At 56.1% G+C, this 18236-nt stretch carries 19 protein-coding genes and 1 tRNA gene; 6 read left to right on the top strand and 14 right to left on the bottom strand.

Translation table 11 applies throughout. From position 1 onward, the window contains the following. Nucleotides 1–181: 181 nt before the first annotated feature. Together ACN0VM_RS03760 and ACN0VM_RS03765 are read left to right on the top strand one after the other, a co-directional pair. Nucleotides 182–2716 (top strand): TonB-dependent receptor, encoded by a 2535-nt coding sequence (locus ACN0VM_RS03760; protein ID WP_417449507.1) that lies wholly within the window; start codon nt 182–184, stop codon nt 2714–2716. A gap of 151 nt (nt 2717–2867) precedes the next feature. Beyond that, the gene (locus ACN0VM_RS03765; protein WP_417449508.1) at nt 2868–4316 is read left to right on the top strand and encodes an inorganic phosphate transporter; all 1449 of its coding nucleotides are present in this window, start codon (nt 2868–2870) and stop codon (nt 4314–4316) included. Nucleotides 4317–4369: 53 nt separating this feature from the next. Here ACN0VM_RS03765 and ACN0VM_RS03770 read toward each other — a convergent pair whose 3' ends face one another. After that, on the bottom strand, nt 4370–5560 hold the full coding sequence (locus tag ACN0VM_RS03770) for a Bcr/CflA family multidrug efflux MFS transporter (RefSeq protein ID WP_417449509.1): 1191 nt from the start codon (nt 5558–5560) through the stop codon (nt 4370–4372). A gap of 125 nt (nt 5561–5685) precedes the next feature. Continuing rightward, nucleotides 5686–6447: an alpha/beta hydrolase gene (locus tag ACN0VM_RS03775; protein WP_417449510.1), complete on the bottom strand. Its 762-nt coding sequence runs from the start codon at nt 6445–6447 to the stop codon at nt 5686–5688. 166 nt (nt 6448–6613) lie between these two features. Here ACN0VM_RS03775 and ACN0VM_RS03780 point away from each other — a divergent pair, with 166 nt between their 5' ends. Further along, nucleotides 6614–7198 (top strand): class I SAM-dependent methyltransferase, encoded by a 585-nt coding sequence (locus tag ACN0VM_RS03780; RefSeq protein WP_417449511.1) that lies wholly within the window; start codon nt 6614–6616, stop codon nt 7196–7198. 55 nt (nt 7199–7253) lie between these two features. On the opposite strand, the gene polA is transcribed toward ACN0VM_RS03780, so the two are convergent. Further along, complete coding sequence (gene polA, locus ACN0VM_RS03785; protein ID WP_417449512.1) at nt 7254–10028, bottom strand: DNA polymerase I; 2775 nt, start codon at nt 10026–10028, stop codon at nt 7254–7256. 92 nt (nt 10029–10120) lie between these two features. Next, nucleotides 10121–10303, bottom strand: coding sequence for a zinc-finger domain-containing protein (locus ACN0VM_RS03790; RefSeq protein ID WP_262692244.1), 183 nt, complete (start codon nt 10301–10303; stop codon nt 10121–10123). A gap of 150 nt (nt 10304–10453) precedes the next feature. On the opposite strand from ACN0VM_RS03790, the gene ACN0VM_RS03795 reads away from it, so the two are divergent. After that, nucleotides 10454–11410 carry an ABC transporter ATP-binding protein gene (locus tag ACN0VM_RS03795; protein WP_417449513.1) on the top strand — a complete coding sequence of 319 codons (957 nt, stop codon included), beginning with the start codon at nt 10454–10456 and terminating at the stop codon, nt 11408–11410. Then, nucleotides 11407–13035: an L-aspartate oxidase gene (nadB, locus tag ACN0VM_RS03800; RefSeq protein WP_417449514.1), complete on the top strand. Its 1629-nt coding sequence runs from the start codon at nt 11407–11409 to the stop codon at nt 13033–13035. Before ACN0VM_RS03795 ends, nadB begins: the two co-directional genes overlap by 4 nt. A 79-nt stretch (nt 13036–13114) precedes the next feature. Here the strand turns inward: nadB and ACN0VM_RS03805 are convergent, their stop codons facing one another. Further along, nucleotides 13115–13474, bottom strand: a complete 360-nt coding sequence (locus ACN0VM_RS03805) for an energy transducer TonB (protein WP_417449515.1) — start codon at nt 13472–13474, stop codon at nt 13115–13117. 308 nt (nt 13475–13782) lie between these two features. Beyond that, nucleotides 13783–14154 (bottom strand): energy transducer TonB, encoded by a 372-nt coding sequence (locus ACN0VM_RS03810; protein WP_417449516.1) that lies wholly within the window; start codon nt 14152–14154, stop codon nt 13783–13785. A 423-nt stretch (nt 14155–14577) separates the two neighbouring features. On the opposite strand from ACN0VM_RS03810, the gene ACN0VM_RS03815 reads away from it, so the two are divergent. Then, nucleotides 14578–14654 (top strand) — tRNA-Arg (locus ACN0VM_RS03815). Nucleotides 14655–14737: 83 nt separating this feature from the next. Here ACN0VM_RS03815 and ACN0VM_RS03820 read toward each other — a convergent pair. The 8 genes from ACN0VM_RS03820 to ACN0VM_RS03855 all read right to left on the bottom strand — a co-directional run bounded on the left by ACN0VM_RS03820 (nt 14738) and on the right by ACN0VM_RS03855 (nt 18174). Further along, the gene (locus ACN0VM_RS03820) at nt 14738–15613 is read right to left on the bottom strand and encodes a pentapeptide repeat-containing protein (protein WP_417449517.1); all 876 of its coding nucleotides are present in this window, start codon (nt 15611–15613) and stop codon (nt 14738–14740) included. Nucleotides 15614–15904: 291 nt separating this feature from the next. Beyond that, complete coding sequence (locus ACN0VM_RS03825) at nt 15905–16321, bottom strand: 3TM-type holin (RefSeq protein WP_417449518.1); 417 nt, start codon at nt 16319–16321, stop codon at nt 15905–15907. A 240-nt stretch (nt 16322–16561) separates the two neighbouring features. Continuing rightward, nucleotides 16562–16747, bottom strand: coding sequence for a hypothetical protein (locus ACN0VM_RS03830; RefSeq protein WP_417449519.1), 186 nt, complete (start codon nt 16745–16747; stop codon nt 16562–16564). After that, nucleotides 16740–16922 (bottom strand): hypothetical protein, encoded by a 183-nt coding sequence (locus tag ACN0VM_RS03835; RefSeq protein ID WP_417449520.1) that lies wholly within the window; start codon nt 16920–16922, stop codon nt 16740–16742. Before ACN0VM_RS03835 ends, ACN0VM_RS03830 begins: the two co-directional genes overlap by 8 nt. Then, nucleotides 16919–17074: a hypothetical protein gene (locus tag ACN0VM_RS03840; RefSeq protein WP_417449521.1), complete on the bottom strand. Its 156-nt coding sequence runs from the start codon at nt 17072–17074 to the stop codon at nt 16919–16921. Before ACN0VM_RS03840 ends, ACN0VM_RS03835 begins: the two co-directional genes overlap by 4 nt. Next, nucleotides 17071–17250 carry a hypothetical protein gene (locus ACN0VM_RS03845; RefSeq protein ID WP_417449522.1) on the bottom strand — a complete coding sequence of 60 codons (180 nt, stop codon included), beginning with the start codon at nt 17248–17250 and terminating at the stop codon, nt 17071–17073. The genes ACN0VM_RS03840 and ACN0VM_RS03845 overlap by 4 nt, the downstream gene beginning before the upstream one ends. Continuing rightward, nucleotides 17250–17645 (bottom strand): cell wall hydrolase, encoded by a 396-nt coding sequence (locus ACN0VM_RS03850; RefSeq protein WP_417449523.1) that lies wholly within the window; start codon nt 17643–17645, stop codon nt 17250–17252. Before ACN0VM_RS03850 ends, ACN0VM_RS03845 begins: the two co-directional genes overlap by 1 nt. Nucleotides 17646–17694: 49 nt before the next feature. Continuing rightward, nucleotides 17695–18174: a hypothetical protein gene (locus ACN0VM_RS03855; protein ID WP_417449524.1), complete on the bottom strand. Its 480-nt coding sequence runs from the start codon at nt 18172–18174 to the stop codon at nt 17695–17697. Between the last annotated feature and the right edge of the window lie 62 nt (nt 18175–18236).

Raw genomic sequence — 18236 nt, forward strand, 5'->3', positions numbered from 1 at the left:
GGCCAGCTTTGCCTAAAACCTGCCGAAATTGGTGTGTGGTGCGAGAGTGACACTGGCTCCTCAAATCTCGGGAATTGCTATCACTGTTGCTTGACGTGCCCGTAAATCAGGAGGCACTATTGTTTTAAACCGGCGATACGGGTGCCAGCCCTAGCCGGTTCAAGGTCCAAGGGAGGGAAGTATGCAATTCAGTAATGAACGGCGCACACGCGTGCGGTGTGCTCAACTTATGCTATCAACAGCCGCAGGTGCGATGTTGGTTACCGGCGCCGCTTTTGCGCAGGACGATCAGACCAGTGCAGGTTATGCACTGGAAGAAATTCTCGTAACCGCACAAAAGCGCGAAGCCACACTTTTGGAAACGCCCGTTGCAGTGTCGGCCATCGGTGGCAGCACCATGGAACTTGCACAGGCGCGTGACCTCGGCTCGCTGCAGACGCTTGTACCAAGCCTGCAAATCGTTCAGCGCGCGTCAGCGTCGAACACCAGCTTTTCGGTCAGGGGTATCGGCTCCTCCACCTTCAACTTTGGTCTTGAGCCAGCCGTAGGTGTGTTTGTAGACGGTGTTTACCGGTCGCGTAACGGCGCGTCTGTCAATGACTTCCTTGGTATGGAACGGGTCGAGGTTCTGCGCGGGCCGCAGTCCACCCTGTTCGGTAAAAACACGTCGGCGGGGGTGATCAACTATGTCACCAAGGCCCCGCACTACGATCTTGAGCTTGAAGGCGAACTGACCTACGGCAACTATGACTCAAAAGTCGGTAAAGCCGCGGTCAACATTCCGATTATGGAAGACAAGCTGGCGGTACGACTTGACGCGAACGTTAACAAACGGGACGGCACGGTCGAAAACCTTGACGGCCGCATTCTCAACGAGCGTGACCGCTATGGCCTGCGTGGCCAGGTGTTGTTTGAGCCAACGGACACAACGCGTATCCGCATCATTGGCGACTATAGCGACCTGAACGAGGAATGCTGTGCGGCACCGTTTTATGTTGTTGCCCCCGGTTCGCAGCAGGCTTTGACCGTTCTTGGCTCGCAAATTAATGGTGCGCCGGATATCAAGGACCGACAAACCGCGATTGACGGTGAAGTGATCGTCGGCAATCTCGAATCGTATGGCGTCTCCGGCCAGATCGATATCGACTTTGAGAACTTTACCCTGACGTCGATCACAGCGTATCGCGGATACCGTGAACTTCAGGATATCGATGCCGACTTCTCCGACCTGCAACTGAACAAGCGCCGGGTGCTGGATCAGGATTACGATACCTTCACGCAGGAACTGCGCATTACCTCCACGACCGATGGTCCGGTGGAGTGGATGGCAGGCATCTATTATTTCAATCAGGACCTGACAGCCGATAACCAGACCATTCAGGGCCCGGGTCTTCGTCCGTTCGCAGATATCCTCTCGGGCGGTGCCATCAGCCAGCTTGAAGCCGGGCTTGGTCTGCCTGCGGGCGTGTTCCTCGCGGACGGCAGCGGTCAGCAAAAAGGTCTGTTCAATCAGGATAATGAAAGCTTCAGCGCGTTTGTGCAGGTTGACTGGCACGTGACTGACCGCTTCACCCTGACAGGTGGCCTGCGCTATACACATGACAAGAAGTCGATGGATTCGGACATTGTTATCAATGACCCGTTTGCGGCACTTGATTTTGTGGAAATTTTTGTCGGTCAGGCTGTGCAGCAAGCTGTTGCCCAGGCGACAGCTCAAGGTGTGCCACCTGAGGTGATCCAGTCCACGGTTATTCCGACAGCCACGGCGCAAGCCAGTGCAGTTGCGACCAACCCTGACTATAACCCGCTTCTCGGTCTCACCGGGCTTCAGTTCTTCCCGCCTGCGGAGAATGTGAACGACAGTTTCACCGACAATAACATTTCGGGTAACCTGATCGCGAACATGGAACTGGATGACAATGTCACCGTCTACGCAAGCTATTCGCGTGGTTACAAGGCTGGTGGTTTTGCGCTTGATAGCGCCGCCGCCCGTGTTGGTGATTTCCAGTTTGACAAGGAAATTGCCACCGCATGGGAGTTGGGCCTGAAGGCACGCCTTATGGACAACCGCATGAGCCTTGATTTTGCGCTCTTTGACCAGAAGGTTGACGGTTTCCAGGAAAACATCTTCACAGGTTCAAGCTTCGTGCCCGGCAACGTGGACGCAAAAGCACAGGGCCTCGAGTTTGACGGCAAGTTCCAGGCGACGCCTGAACTGTTGTTCACAGGTGGTTTCACTTGGCTCTGGACGGCGGAATACGACAACTTCACCAACGGCCCATGCCCGGCGCACGACGCTACCGGATGTGAGTTCGTAGCACCTGAAGGCGGCGGTATCCTGCGTCCACTGCAGGACCTTTCCGGCGAACGACTGTCCGAGACACCGAAGTTTACCGGTAACGCAACGGCGATGTACCGCCGTGCGATCAACGACAACCTCGAAGGTTTCTTCCGTACTGAGGTTTACTACAACAGCTATACCAACCTTTCTGTTAGCCAGGATGAGCGTCAGTTCCAGGATGCTTACTTCCTCGTCGGCGCCAGTGTCGGTGTGGGTGATGTCGACGGCGCATGGTCGCTGCAACTTTGGGCACGGAACCTGTTCAATGAAGCCTATGTGGTGGACACTTTCGATTCGACCATTCCAGGTGGTAGCCTGAACGCCTATCTCGGCGATCCGCGCACTTATGGGCTGACGCTGCGTTTCCGCTACTAAGCGTTTGTGCGATAAGGGTTTAAAAAGGTGGCTTCGGCCGCCTTTTTTATTGCACACGCCGAGATAATGACATTTTTATTACTTTTCTGCGCGGCGCTGTTATAAGGCGCGAAAAGCGGCGCGGGGGTTGCCAGCAACGGAAGGGCAGGTCATGGAAAAACATAAGGTCAATGTAGATCTTGAAAAGCTGCAGGGCTTTCAAGCGGGTGCGCGGGCACAGGGCCGGTCGATGTCCAACATGGGTATTTCTGTGGTCTTTCTGGTGCTTGTGCTCATTTATACAGCGGCTACGCAGGCCGACAGCCCAACAGGAATTTTTGTCATCGCGGCGGCTGTGATCGGTGCCTACATGGCGATGAACATCGGTGCCAACGATGTTGCCAACAATATTGGGCCTGCGGTGGGGTCCAAAGCACTGACTATGGTTGGCGCCTTGTTGATTGCCGCGGTCTTTGAGGCGGCCGGAGCCATTCTTGCGGGCGGCGATGTGGTGTCGACCATTCGCAAGGGCATCGTTGATCCCTCCGCCATGGCTGACCAGATGACCTTCATCTGGGCCATGATGGGTGCGCTTCTGGCTGCCGCTCTGTGGCTTAATCTTGCCACATGGTTTGGTGCGCCTGTATCCACCACCCATTCTATTGTAGGCGGTGTCGTCGGTGCCGGTGTGGCCGCCGCCGGTATGGCCAGCGTCGACTGGGTGAAGATGAGTGCCATTGCTGCAAGTTGGGTGATTTCCCCGCTTCTCGGCGGCGTGGTTGCGGCACTTTTCCTGTTCATGATCAAAAAGCTCATTCTGGCGAAAGACGACATGCTGGAAGCCTCCCGTACCTGGGTGCCGGTTTTTATTGCCATTATGGCGGGCGCATTTTCGATGTATCTGGTGATGAAGGGGCTGAAAAAGTTGTGGGTTCCAGGCACAGGTATGTTGTGGTTGATCGGCTTTGGCGCTGCGGCTCTCACATGGGTTGCTACAAAACCGCTGGTGGCCAAAAGTTCTTTTGCGCTTGAGAACCGCCGTAAATCAGTGGCAAAGCTTTTCACTGTACCGCTGATTTGCTCTGCGGCGCTTCTATCCTTCGCGCACGGTGCCAATGACGTGGCAAATGCGGTTGGCCCGCTGGCGGCAATCGTCAGTGCCGCACAAAGCACAGACATGGGCACCGGGAAGGTATCCTTACCGCTTTGGGTTATGATCATCGGTGCGATCGGTATTTCGATTGGCTTGTTGCTTTTTGGCCCCAAGCTCATTCGTACGGTCGGCGAAAAGATCACCAAGTTAAACCAGATGCGTGCTTTCTGTGTCGCGTTGTCGGCAGCCATTACGGTGATTGGCGCAAGCTGGCTGGGCTTGCCGGTATCTTCCACCCATATTGCTGTGGGCGGTGTATTTGGCGTGGGTTTCCTGCGTGAATACCTGTCGACCCAGCCCAACCAAAAACTCAAGAAAAGTGCGAGCGATAAGAAAAAGCGTGAGCGCCGCCGCTTGGTGCGCCGCCGTGAGATGCTGACCATTGCGGCTGCGTGGGTTATCACGGTGCCTGCTTCTGCCTTGCTGTCAGCGGCACTTTTTTACGTGTTCACCAACGTTTTTGAGTGAAGCACACAGATAAATTATCGACCGAGGGGTAGCCCAAGGCTGCCCCTTTTTTGTTAAGCAGCGCGGCGCGCAGTGCCTTTGGTCATGCGCGCAAACAGCATTGCAATCGTTGCGCCGGATAGCATGATCAGGCACATGGGCAGGGGCGATTTGGCGTGCACAAGGCCGACAGCACCTGAAAATACAAACGACAACGAAAACTGTAGCGACCCCGCGAGAGCCGATGCTGCTCCGGCCCGTCTTGCTTCCCCCTCCAGCGCGCCAGCCATACCGTTGGGTGCGATGACCCCCAGCGCTGCGACAAAGATAAACAGTGGGATGAGGAACAGCGGAAGCGCTACGCCGACCACGCCGCCGACAGCCAAGGCAATGCCGGCTGCGAACAATACCTTGAGGGCAGTGTGGAAAATGACCTTATAGCTATAATGCTTCAAAAGGACCCTGTTGACTTGGCTCATAATGATGAAACCCAGGGCATTAATGCCAAACAAAAAGCCGAACTTCTCAGGCGGCACACCATAATAGTCGATCAGCACAAAGGCCGAACCGGTGATATAGGCGAACATGCTTGAAAACGCGGCGCCCCCAGCCATTGAGTAGCCGACAAAATGCCGGTCCCGCAGGATATCGCGGTAAGTGCTGAAGGTGGTGCTCAGACGTACCCCGGGGTTCGGTTCATGGGTTTCTGGCAGCAGGAAAAACACCGACAGCATGTCCATCACACAGACAGCAGCCATAAGCAGGAAAATCGATTGCCAGCCGAAATACAGGCTCATCTGCGCCCCGAGGATGGGGGCCAGGATAGGGGCCACGCCCATCACCAGCATCAGCAGGGAGAAGAATTTGGCGACATCGATGGGTTCATACATGTCGCGGATGATGGCGCGCGAAATAACCCCGCCCGCACACATGCCGATAGCCTGGAAAAAACGGGCGGCAATAAGCCATTCAATAGTGGGCGCATAAGCACAGGCGACCGAGGTGACGGCCGCAATGGCCAAGCCGATGAGCATGGGCACGCGGCGGCCGTACCGATCAGACAGTGGGCCATACACAAGCTGTCCCAGCGCCACGCCAATAAAATAGACGGTCAGCGACAGCTCGACTTGCGACTGTTTGGTATCGAAATGCGCCCCGATGGCGCTAAAGGCGGGCAGGTACATATCGATCGCCAGCGGCATGAGCGCGACGACGGTGCCAAGCAAAAGGGCCAGCCCAAACGTATTCTGTTTGCTAAGATGCATGAAATGCCTCGCTGTTTTTAAAAAACGAGGTGCTAACGCGTGCCTCGTCGGGTCACAGCCAAAGGCAGGGGGGAGGCTGCAGACACCGGTAACATGGCCCCGGATGATCACTTAGGCAAGGTTAGTCACTGATTTGTCGCAAAAAAAGTGAGCAAAAGGTCATCAACGAGCGGGCGCCAGTTGTCCCAGTCGTGGCTGAAGGGCACCTCAATATAGGTCACATCATAGCCCTTGCGCTTCAGTACGCGGTGGAATTTGCGTGCTTCCTTGGTGTTGTCGCGCCTTGTGCCGGTGGAGAAAAACAGCTTTAGCGGCAGGGTTTCCCGGTCGCCGTACATATCGGCTAAAAGCTTGAGGTGTTTGCCGCTGGCCGGCGAGTGCATGCCGATCAGGCCAAAGCTGTCGGGGATCATCAGCCCGAAGCAGGCGGCGTTGAGCCCGCCGAACGACAGCCCCATGATCAGCCGGTCCTCGCGCGCGCGGCTGACCGGGAAGGCGTGCTCGATTGTCGGGATCAGCTCATCACGGTAGAACTGCGCATAGGTGGGGTCGCACATGAACTGGTCATTGCGGCGATTATTCGCCGGGTTGCCGGGCTCACCGCTATCGACAAAAATGGCGATGACAGGCTTCAGGGTGCCTGCGGCAATCTCACGATCAAGCACATCTACCATGGCGCCATCGCTGATATACCATTGCCCGTCAGAGACAAAGACAACCGGCAATGCGTCGTCTTTTTTGGTACCTTCCGGGATATAGGCGCGGAACTGTAGTGCATAGCCCAGCACCTGGCTATCGATGACGATATTGTCCGACAGCGTGCCTTCTGCCGCCGCCGGCAGGCTGATGAGTAATGCCGTGATGAACGCGATGGCCCGTTTGCCCATCCCTATCCCCTTTGTTGACCCTGTCCCGCAGTATGGAATATTACAGATGACGGCGTCACATCAAAAAAGCGTTTGCCGCAAAGGGTGACAGTGATGGGACAAGCTACATTTGCACCAACACTGGCACGGTATATAGAAAACCACGGGCGTTAAGGGGGTTAGACACATGAGTGCAGACCTTTCAGAAGGCTGGGAAGGTGTTGCCGAACAGTTCCAGTCGGTTCGCAGCAACATCGGTGCGGGACTCGTTCGCGCGTGGACGCGGGATAACCTGCCCCGGCGCGGCGCGGTCGCAGACATTGGCTGCGGCTCGGGCGTGCCGATCAGCAAAGTGTTGCATGAAGAAGGTTTTCACATATTTGGTATCGATGCATCACCGACCCTGCTGGATGCGTTCCGCTGCAATTTCCCTGACGCACCAAGTGCGTGCGAGGCAGCGCAGAACAGTCGCTTTTTTAACCGTCAGTTCGATGCGGCCGTTGCCGTGGGGTTGATGTTTTTGCTGGCGGAAGAGGACCAGCGAAAGCTGATCCACCGGGTCGCGACGGCCCTCCGGCCGGGCGGCCGGTTTCTGTTCAGCGCCCCACGCGCGCGCTGCGAATGGGATGACCAGCTTACCGGTCGGCGCTCCGTTTCGCTTGGCGCTGACAGCTATGAGCGAGTGCTGGCAGCGGCTGGCTTGTCGTTGCTGGATGGATATGCCGACGAGGGTGAAAACCACTATTATGACGCGGCCAAACCGGCGGGATAGCTAACACTCTCGCTCGCCGCCCGGCTTGTTGCTGCTGTCACAGTCACGTGGTTCCCTAGTGTGCTTCCTGCCAGTTTTTGCCGGTGCCACAGTCCACATCAAGTGGTACGGAAATCTCAAGCGCGGGCAGGGCGGCGTGCTCCATGGTTTTCTGGATCACCGGGATGGCTTTTTCCGCCAGCCCTTCGGGCGCTTCGAACACCAGTTCATCGTGCACCTGCAACAGCATACGCACGTCCGTCAGGCCCGCTTGCTCAAGCGCGTCGGGCATCTGGATCATGGCACGGCGGATAATATCTGCGGCAGAGCCCTGAATGGGTGCGTTAATGGCTGCGCGTTCGCCAAAGCCGCGTCGCATCGGGTTTTTGTCGGTCAGCGCTGTGATATGGCACTTGCGACCAAAGAGCGTGCTGACATAGCCATGCTCCTTGGCGAATTCGACCGTTGTGTCCATATATTTGCGGATACCGGGGAAACGCTCGAAATAGGCATCGATATAGCCTTGCGCGTCACCCCGGCTGATACCAAGCTGACGTGCGAGCCCAAAGGCTGAAATACCGTAGATAATACCGAAGTTGATGGCCTTGGCCTGGCGGCGCACCATTGGGTCCATGCCTTCGATGGGTACGCCAAAAACTTCACTTGCCGTCATGGCGTGAATATCGGTGCCGTCGGCAAACGCTTGCTTCAGCGTGCCGATGTCGGCGATATGGGCCAGTAGTCTCAGCTCAATCTGGCTATAGTCAGCCGCGATGAGAATATTGCCCTCATCGGCTACAAACGCCTGCCTGATCTTGCGGCCTTCCTCGGTGCGGATGGGGATATTCTGTAGGTTCGGGTCGTTGGATGACAGACGCCCCGTGGTGGTGGATGCCAGATGGAAGCTTGTATGCACGCGCCCGGTGCGGCTGTTCACCTGATGCACCAGCGCGTCGGTATAGGTGCTCTTGAGCTTCGAGAACTGGCGATATTCCATTACCTTCTGCGGGATGTCATGCCCTTCGGCAGCCAGTTTTTCGAGCACATCCACATTGGTTTGCCACGCGCCGGTTTTTTTTGACTTCTTGCCGCCCGGCAGGCCCTGCTCGTCAAACAGGATCTCGCCCAATTGCTTGGGAGAATTCACGTTGAACGGCCTGCCAGCCATCTCCTGGATTTCCTTGTCCAGCCGCTCGATGCCCGCGCCAAATTCGTTCGACAGTTTCTTGAGCACGCTGACGTCAACCTTGATGCCTTCACGTTCCATGGCGGAGAGCACAGGCACCAGCGGGCGCTCGAGCGTCTCATATACCGTGGTGACTTTTTCCTGGGCCAGGCGCGGCTTGAGGATACGCCACAGGCGACCGGTGATATCGGCATCTTCGGCGGCATAGTCGGTGGCTTTATCAAGCGGAACCTGGTCAAAAGTGATCTGGTTTTTACCGGTACCCGCAACTTCCTTGAACGGGATTGGCGTAATGTCGAGATGCAGGCTTGAAAGTTCATCCATGCCGTGCCCGTGTTTGCCCGCGTCCAGCGCATAGGATATCAGCATGGTATCGTCAATCGGGCTGATCAGGATGCCTTCGCGTGCCAGAATAGACATATCATATTTCAGGTTCTGGCCGACCTTGAGAACGCTGGGGTCTTCAAGCATCGGTTTCAGTGCTTTGATCACTGTGGCTTTATCAAGCTGGTTCGGTTTTTCGGCCAGAAGGTCCCCGCCGTTCATCGCATGGCCGACGGGGATATAGCACGCCTTGCCGGGATCAACAGACAGCGACACGCCGACAAGGTCCGCCAGTGCGGGGTTGAGCGACGTGGTCTCGGTATCCACGGCGACAACGCCGTTTTGTGTCGCCATCCTGATCCAGCGTTCCAGCGTGGCCATCTCGGTCACGCATTCATACTCGGTTTCTTCAACGGTAATGGCGTCGGTGATCGGGTCCGCGCCTACATCCACCCCGTAATAGTGCGTTGCCTTGACCTTGAGCGAGCGGAAGTTCTGCGCGTCTAGGAAAGCCATCAAGGGCTCTGGCGCCGGGTCTTCAAGCGTCATGTGCGCCAGCTCAAAGTCAACCGGCGCATCCTTGGCAAGGCGCACAAGCTGGCGGCTTATGCGTGCCATCTCGGCATATTCGATCAGGTTTTCGCGCCGCTTGTTCTGCTTGATCTCGCCCGCGCGCTCCAGCAGCGTGTCAAGGTCGCCATATTCGTTGATGAGCTGGGCCGCCGTTTTGACACCGATACCGGGCACGCCGGGCACATTATCCACGCTGTCCCCTGCAAGCGACTGCACGTCGACCACGCGGTCAGGCGCGACACCGAATTTCTCCAGCGCGCCCTCAGGCCCGAAGCGTTTGTTCTTCATGCTGTCGAACATATCTGTGCCGTCGTCGAGCAACTGCATCAGGTCTTTATCGGAACTGACGATGGTCACGCGCCAGCGCTTTTCGCGCGCCTGATGGGCATAGGTGGCGATCAGGTCATCTGCCTCATAACCTTCCATCTCAATCGCGGGCACACCAAAGGCGACGGCGGCGTCGCGGATGATGGAGAACTGCGGGACAAGGTCCTCCGGTGCCGGTGGGCGGTGGGCTTTATATTCAGCATAGATGTCGTTGCGGAAGTTTTTGCGCGCGGCATCAAAAATGACTGCAAGGTGGGTGGGTTTTTCCCCGTCATTCAGGTCCTGCAGCAGCTTGAACAGCATATTGGAGAAGCCGTAAACCGCATTTACCGGCGTGCCATCAGGCCGCGTCATGGGCGGCAGGGCGTGATAGGCGCGGAATATGTAGCTTGAGCCGTCGATCAGATAGAGATGCGGCTCTTTGCTGTCAGATGCGGACATGAATGATCCTTGAAGTTGCTTACACCTCCCCCACAGAGGAGGCCCCACCCTAACTTTTCCTCACGGCTGAGGTTAGAAAAAAGGTGTGACAATCACTTGTTTGTGTCTGACGGACCGCCTTGCAAAATGTACAGTCGGTCACAATATGGGCACTCTACTTTGCCGTCGTGATCCATGGTCAGGAAAACACGTGGATGGCCGAGGGCACCTTCATCGCCGTCACAGGCAACTTTTTTGGTGGTGACCAGTTTGGTTTCAGGAGCTTCTACCGTCATGAGGCTTCTCTTTTTTGGAAATTGAACGCGTGCAATTGAAATTTAGCCTTATATAACCAAGCGACGCGGTGCGAACAAGCATCGCCGTTCACGCATGTGTCGCTTTGGTGATAAAATAGGCACAAATACGTTAAAAGATTGGGTGGAATAGTGGCAAAAAATGCAATTGAGATCAGGGGCCTGAACAAAGTTTACAAGGGACGCGGCGGCGCGCCTGACAAACTGGCACTCAAGGACATTGATCTCGATATCCCGCAGGGGTCCATGTTTGGCCTGTTGGGGCCAAATGGCGCCGGGAAATCCACCACCATTAATATCCTTGCAGGCCTTGTGAACAAAACCGCCGGCAGTGCCAGCATCTGGGGTTTCGATATTGACGATAACCCGAGGAACGCGCGCGCCAATATCGGTATTGTGCCGCAGGAGTTGATGTTTGATGCCTTTTTCACCCCGCGTGAAATGCTTGAGGTGCAGGCGGGCATGTACGGCGTGCCGCCCGCCGAACGCCGCACGGAAGAGCTCCTGAAGGCCGTGCATCTGTTTGACAAGGCCGACGCCTATTCGCGCACGCTGTCGGGTGGTATGAAACGCCGCCTGCTGGTTGCCAAGGCGCTGGTGCATAACCCGCCCATCCTGATCCTTGATGAGCCAACGGCTGGCGTGGATATCGAACTCAGGCAACAGTTGTGGGATTATGTGCGCGAGTTGCATCGCCGCGGCACCACCATTGTGCTCACAACCCATTATCTTGAAGAAGCGGAAGAGCTCTGTGACACCATCGCCATCATCAACAACGGCGAGGTTGTCTGCTCGGAGCCGACATCGCAGCTTCTGAGGCGTATCGATGAAAAAGAAGTGGTGATTGAGGTGGCGGAAACGCTGGACACAGTGCCCGCCTCCCTTGCTTCCTTTACCGCCGATGTGCGCGACAAAAACAAGCTTGCGGTGCAGATATCTCAGGCGGATGGCAATGTCGGTCAGGTTTTGCGCGCCGTGCAAGATGCCGGGCTGACGATCAACGATATTTCCACCAACGAAACAGATCTGGAGGATATTTTCCTCCAGCTTACCAGCAGTAAGAACAAGCCCAAGGACGCGGCGCAATGAGGCGTACCTATGATGTAGTAATCGTCGGAACCGGGGCTGCGGGCCTGACTGCCGCGCTCAAGCTGGCGCCGCATATGCGGGTGGCCGTGCTCTCGAAGGCGGAACTGTCGGGGGGATCCACCCGCTGGGCGCAGGGTGGCATCGCCGCTGTGCTCGAAGCCACGGATACCGTGCAAAGCCATATAGACGATACGCTCGTGGCAGGTGCTGGCCTGTGTGACGAAGACGCCGTACGTTTTGTGGTGGAGCGTGGCCGCGACGCCATTGAGAGCCTCATTAATCTGGGCGTTGAGTTTGACCGGGTCAATCAGGCCCACGAAGACGGCTATGACTATCACCTGACCCGGGAGGGTGGGCACAGCCACCGGCGCATTATCCATGCCGCCGACGCAACGGGCAAGGCGGTACAAAAGACACTCAATGACCGTGTGCTCGAGGAGCCGAACATTGACGTCTATGAGCATCATATGGCCGTGGACGTCATCACCAACAGACACCTTAAAAGCGAGGCTTCCTATAACGACCAGGCCCACGGTGTTTATGTGCTGAACCTTGTCAAAGGCCGTGTGGAGACCTTCACCGCCCGCGCCACTATTATTGCAACCGGTGGCGCCAGCCGGGTATATCTCTATAGCTCGAACCCCGATGCTTCCACCGGTGACGGTATCGCCATGGCGTGGCGGGCGGGCTGCCGGGTGACAAACATGGAATTTAACCAGTTCCACCCCACATGCCTTTATCACCCTGACGCCAAGACCTTCCTGATCACCGAGGCAATGCGCGGTGAGGGCGCGGTGCTGCGCGGCCGCGACGGCGAGCGCTTTATGCCGGACTATGACGAGCGCGCCGAACTGGCCCCGCGTGATATTGTCGCGCGCGCCATCGACAGTGAGATGAAACGCAAGGGGCAGGACTGTGTGTGGCTTGATATTACCCACAAGGACGCCGATTTTGTCATTTCGCATTTCCCGACGATTTACCGGCACTGCCTTGGCCTTGGTATCGACATCACCAAGGACATGATCCCGGTGGTGCCCGCAGCGCACTACACCTGCGGCGGCATTCACATCGACCTGAAGGCACGCACGGGCCTGGACCGGCTTTATGCTATCGGCGAGTGCGCGCACACCGGCCTGCACGGCGCCAACCGCATGGCGTCCAACAGTCTTCTCGAATGTCTTGTGCTCGGCAACGCTGCGGCGGATGATATCCTTGAGAACATCGGCGGCTTGCCCGCTGCGGCCATTGTGCGGGACTGGGATGAAAGCCAGGTGACCGATAGTGACGAGGAAGTGGTGGTGACTCACAACTGGAAAGAGCTTCGGCGCTTCATGTGGGATTATGTGGGCATTGTGCGCACAGACAAACGCCTTGCCCGCGCCAAACGCCGGGTGGACTTGCTAACCGCTGAAATTCAGGAATATTACGGTAACTTCCGGGTGACCGCAGACTTGCTGGAGCTCAGAAACCTTGTGACGGTTGCGGATTTGATTGTGCGCTCGGCGCAGAAGCGCAAGGAATCACGGGGCCTGCACTATACAGCGGATTATCCTGAGCTATCGGAAGATTTGCGTGATACCACGCTCATTCCGTTTGGGCGCGCGATTTCTGATCGGGTCGAGTGAACATTGTCCGGGTGCCGGTAAGCAAAAGGCCTCCGCAATCTGCGAAGGCCTTTTTTGTCGCCTCGATAGCTGGCAAAAATTAGCGTAGCGACCACTCAAGCGGCAGGATAAAGCTCAGGTCGCCTTGGCCAGCGGGCAGCGATGGCAGCGGGTTGAGCCGGGCAACCAGTTTCGGAATTTCGTTGTCGAGAACCTCTTGGCCGGTGCTTTCAACAATTTCATGCGCGGTGATCGAACCATCGGCAGATACCACAAGGCGAACCTTGGCCTTGCCTTCAATTTCACGCACCTGTGCGGCACGGGGGTATTTCTGGTTTTTCACCAGCTTGGAGACGACGGCTTTTTTCCAGCCGTCCATGTCGTCAGCGAAGGCCGGGGTAGCGATGGTGGAGAAGAGCGCGCCAGCAACGATAGCGGCAATCAGGGAGGTTTTTTTCATTTTGAGAACTCTCGAGCGTGTTAAATATGCGCAATGCTATGCGCTAAATATATTAACTAATAGTTACCATATGTTAGCTAAAATTTTAGCTATTTTCCCTGCTCTGAAACATGAGGAAAAGCGCCATTTTTCGGGCAGCAACTTTGCCCGAGTCACAGGGTGCCGTGGCGGGTGTTAGACTGCGAGAGGTGCGAATCACTCACGCCGACTTTTCTAAGAGCGAGGCGAAGATGAAAAAAGCCCCGTCTATTTCGGCGGGGCTCTTCCTACTCGGTACGAATAAGATAGTACTCAGAACAAAAACTGTTTTAATTCAGCGACCATGTAAGCGGTAGCAGGAAGGTAAGCTCGTTCTGGCCGCCCGGCAGGGCCGGAAGCGGGTTCAGTTTTTCAACAAGCTTCGGGATTTCGCGGTCAAGCACGCTTTCGCCTGTGGGCTCCACAACTTCATGGCTGGTGATTGAACCGTCTGAGGCAACGACAAGGCGAACCTTGGCTTTGCCTTCAATTTCACGGGCAATGGCGGAGCGCGGATAGCGCTGGTTTTTGGCAACGGCCTTGATCACTTCGACCTGCCACTTTTTCATATCATCAGCAGCGTGAGCGGGCGCACTTGCGGCTGTGAAGGCAAAAGTAAGCGCGATCAAGCTGGCGACAAATACATTTAGATTTTTCAACATGGTTCCCATCCGAGATTTGAGCTGGTTTCGTTTGGGCGCCTGAAAGTACTGTTCGCCTATACGGCGCGACCCCCATGCGCGAGCATATGCCATTGTTTATAAGCGACTTACGCTTAATCATAGGTAATTAATTCTCTAAAATTTTAACTATTTGGCAGGCGGCTGGGTAAGCTCATGAAAATTTTGCAGTTTTTCCGTCATGGCAGGTTGATTTTTTTTGTGTCAGGCAGCCACATTCTAGGTAATTTTCGGGCGACACTGTGGGGACAGCTGCCCATTGCAGATCAAAAGCGATAAATATTCACCCGAATTTGGCTTGCATGGCTGCGGTGCCGCGTGTACTGTCCGCGCCGGAATCAGACGGTTGTCTGGTCCGTTTGGTGGTATCATATCGCCGTGTGCTGCCGCACAGTTTTGGCACCGGCACCCGTAGCTCAGCTGGATAGAGCGCTGCCCTCCGAAGGCAGAGGCCAGAGGTTCGAATCCTCTCGGGTGCGCCATATTTTTCAATGACTTAGAAATTTTACCTGACATAGGTATACACCGAATTTCGGCGTACTGACCCTGTTTTTGCGACTTTCCCTCACGCCTTTTCATTTTCCCCATTACGGCTTGGGTCGAAATCTGGGTCCTTATAGCTAACGTCCCAGCCTTCTTCATCGCTGCCGGTCACTTTCCAGCCGTCGTCAAACAAGGCTTGATCAAGATTAAGGGTGCAATCGAATATTGCTAGGGCCCAATCAGTCAACAGGCGCTCCGCGTTATAGTTTATTCGGAGCGCCTGTCGGATGCCGCGCAAGTCCGCCTCGCGCAAGTCCGCTTCGTGCAAGTTCGCCATGCGCAAGTTGGGCCTGCGCAAGTTCGTCCCGCTCAAGTCCGCCTCGCGCAAGTTTGCCCCGCTCAAGTCCGCCCCGATCAAGTCCGACCCGCGCAAGTCTGCCCTGCTCAAGCCCGCCTCGCGCAAGTCTGCCCCGCTCAAGTCCGCCTCGCGCAAGTCTGCCCCGCTCAAGTCCGCCCCGATCAAGTCCGCCCCGCTCAAGTCTACCTTGCGCAAGTCCGTCTCGCCCAAGTTCGCTCCGCTCAAATTTGTATTTTTAAGATTGAAATTGACTTGTGATTTCAAATGATCAGGTATCACCGCGCTTTTTTTCAGATTGAGGATAGTGGTCATGGCGGTTTGAGTGTCTTCGGCTACCGGAATGACAAGCTCTCGAGTTTTTTGACCTTCATGCTCCGGCGTTTCAGACTTTTTACGCTCCTCTCTTTGTTCTGCGCTGCGGTCACGAACAAACGAGCACAAGAGGTTTTGCACTGTCGGGTAGTAATTTGCTAAATCTGTTTCGGCCAACCTTTGCAGGGCAAAAATGCCCGCTTGACGGACGGATTGGCGCTTATCCCCCAGCATGGCAGCGCCTTTCTGGTAGAGGTCGATATGTTGGCTTCTTTCAGAAAGGGCCAACTGGTTGTTTGCTATCACGGAACGCCACACAAGAAGCGGTATGCCGATTGCTCCCGTTAGAATGAGAGAAAAATTTCTCAATGTTTCAGCTCTGTCCCAAACCCAGTGAGCCATGGCGGTGTATTCAGGGAAAAACCACCACACAACAAAGACCGTTGTGAGCAAAACTAGCAACAGCAGGAGGGTTTTATATTTTCTAAACAGCTTCCCCTGAAAATTCATTATGCTTCCCCGATTACCTATCTGCCGGGAAATGCTACACCTCGAGTTGATATGGTGAAACCCTTTTGCTTATTTGGCTAACCCCCTCATCTTTTCAAAGCTCCGTAATCCACCCAGCCCCAGCATACTGAACAGCACCGTCACCAACTCGCCGGTCCCGCTCAGGGCCGGTAGCGCGGGTGTGTCGGGGAAGAAGGCGAGCTGCGCCCAGGTGGCGAGGTCATAGAGCACAAAATGCCAGGCGAGTGAGGCCGCACACACCCAGCCTACAGCCGGGCGCCAGCCTGCCACAAACACCGAGCGGTGCGCGGCTTCCTGCTTGTTCACCTCCATCTGCGACAGGCCTGAGCCCAGCACGGCCATGGTGACCTCATGCTCGAGCTGCATCTTCTGGTTCTTGTCAGGGATCAGCTTGTCGATCGGACCCCGGACCACGTCCAGTATCGTGTCAAGGAACGGAATGCCCATTTCTTTGCCTTTCTTCAAGTATGCCTTGCAATCAAAGCAACGGCACACCATTTTATATTTCACGCCACTCGGCGGAATTTCGAGGATTTGCAGAGTTACTCGCTGCGTTCAGATCAAATGAAAGGCCTTACTATGAAGGTTCTCTTTGATAGAGCGGCGGGTAGAATAGAGCTTCGAATTCACTGGGCAGTGCTCGTAATCTTCCTCCAGATTTTTATCTGATAATAGAGAAGGCCCTTACTGGGCCTTCTCCACCCATCAGCCTAGCCTCAGCGAACGCTGACGGCCTTTGCTGGCCTTGGCTTTGGTGGTGCGCTTGCGGTGACACGATGCGTTCTTCTTGGCCGTTGCCAGCCCGCCGCGCCGCCCGGCCCGTTTTGCTGCCGGTGATCCTTTCTTGAACTGGCCGCTTTTGGTGCGCCCGGCTGTTGTCTTTTTAGCCATTGGCTTCAGACTCCTTGATCTTGCGTGTGAGGGTTTCAGTTGGCCAGCCACCACAGAACGGCGGCAAGCCTAGCGCCCTGCCCTTGGCGGTCAGTTCTTCATGGCTCATGGCCCGGATCTCGCACCGCTCAATCTTGCGGTGCTGAAGGCGGGTTTTACGTTGATGCAGTTTCATTTTGCGAACACCTTCCTTTCGAGGTTTTCAAGGCGAACATCATGGGTCGCCAGTTTGATATGATGCCGGATCAGCCAGACCGCCCCGGCAATGATAGCGACATTGGCGGCGGGATCGGTGATGGCCGTCAGGGTTTGAAGCGCGTCGATCACGATTTCGAGCCTTTCATCAGTTTCCAGATGTAATAAGCGGCAACGCAAAGGATCAGCAGTTGCAGCCACGGTATGCCGCCGCGCTCGCCCGTGAGGGTTTCAATGGCATCATCGGCCTGAGAGCCGAACCACGCCCCCACACCGCCACCAGCAAAGAGCAAGAGAAGCGCGGGCATTACGCAACCCCGCTATAAAAGATATGGTCGCCAATGCGCGCTGTGACGGTCGCGTCCTTGGTCCAGAACGGCGGGCTGATATATTTGCTGTGATAGTGGGTTGCCCCGCCTGTCACGTCCTCAAGCTCACCGCGCACCGCCCGCGCCGCCAGCTCGACCGCCTGAGCAAAGTTTGGGTCATCATCGGTGACGGCCTCAAGCTTGGCCCTGTTTGGGTCATTCTCGTTATAGGCGGAGAACTGCCACGGCTGGGTGGCGACGCCCGCGAGGCTTGACGGCCAGCGCCGATCCTTTGCCCGGTTGGCCATCACGTTCAGGACGGCTTGCAGGCCGGTTAGGCCCTCGCTCCGGGCTTCGCCCCATGCCACACGGGCAGATAAGTCAATATTTCGCATCTTTACACCTATTAAGATCAAGGCACCGGCCCCTAGACCGGCCAGAATTTTAAGCTGGGGTTTCATCCGGCCAGCCACCTATAACCGCGTCCCGTTCCATGGCGCTCAAGCCGATGCCAGGATCAGAAACAAGAATGTCGAGAAAGGTCGCCACGTCGTCGCGCTCAAAGTCATTCGCGTGCGTGTAGCGCTCCATGGCAGCGACCACGAGCGGGCTTGTGCTGGCCTTGGCCTCGGTGAGCACTTCACCGTAGCGCTGCACACCAGCCATCCCCTCGCCCAGAAGCGGATAGGCCATATCCATAAAGGCAACCTTGGAAAGCGTGCTAGGTGTGGCGGTGTGATCTGTGTCACCGTCAAAGATAGCGGCCACAGCCACCGGCTCGGGCTCGCCCGCGTCCAGCATGACATTGCCGCTTGTATCCTTGGTCCACGTGTACACCTTGAGCACACCGCCCGCGCGGTACTCGCGCCGGGCTATGACAGACCCGTCTGCAAAGCGGTTAATTGTCTCTAATGTTTTGCGCATACCCTAATCCAATCAAAATGCGAGCGCCGGACGCACCGGCCAGAATTTCAAGCTGTGGTTTC

Origin of the sequence: Kordiimonas sp., from assembly GCF_048260245.1 — a bacterium.
GTDB lineage: Bacteria > Pseudomonadota > Alphaproteobacteria > Sphingomonadales > Kordiimonadaceae > Kordiimonas.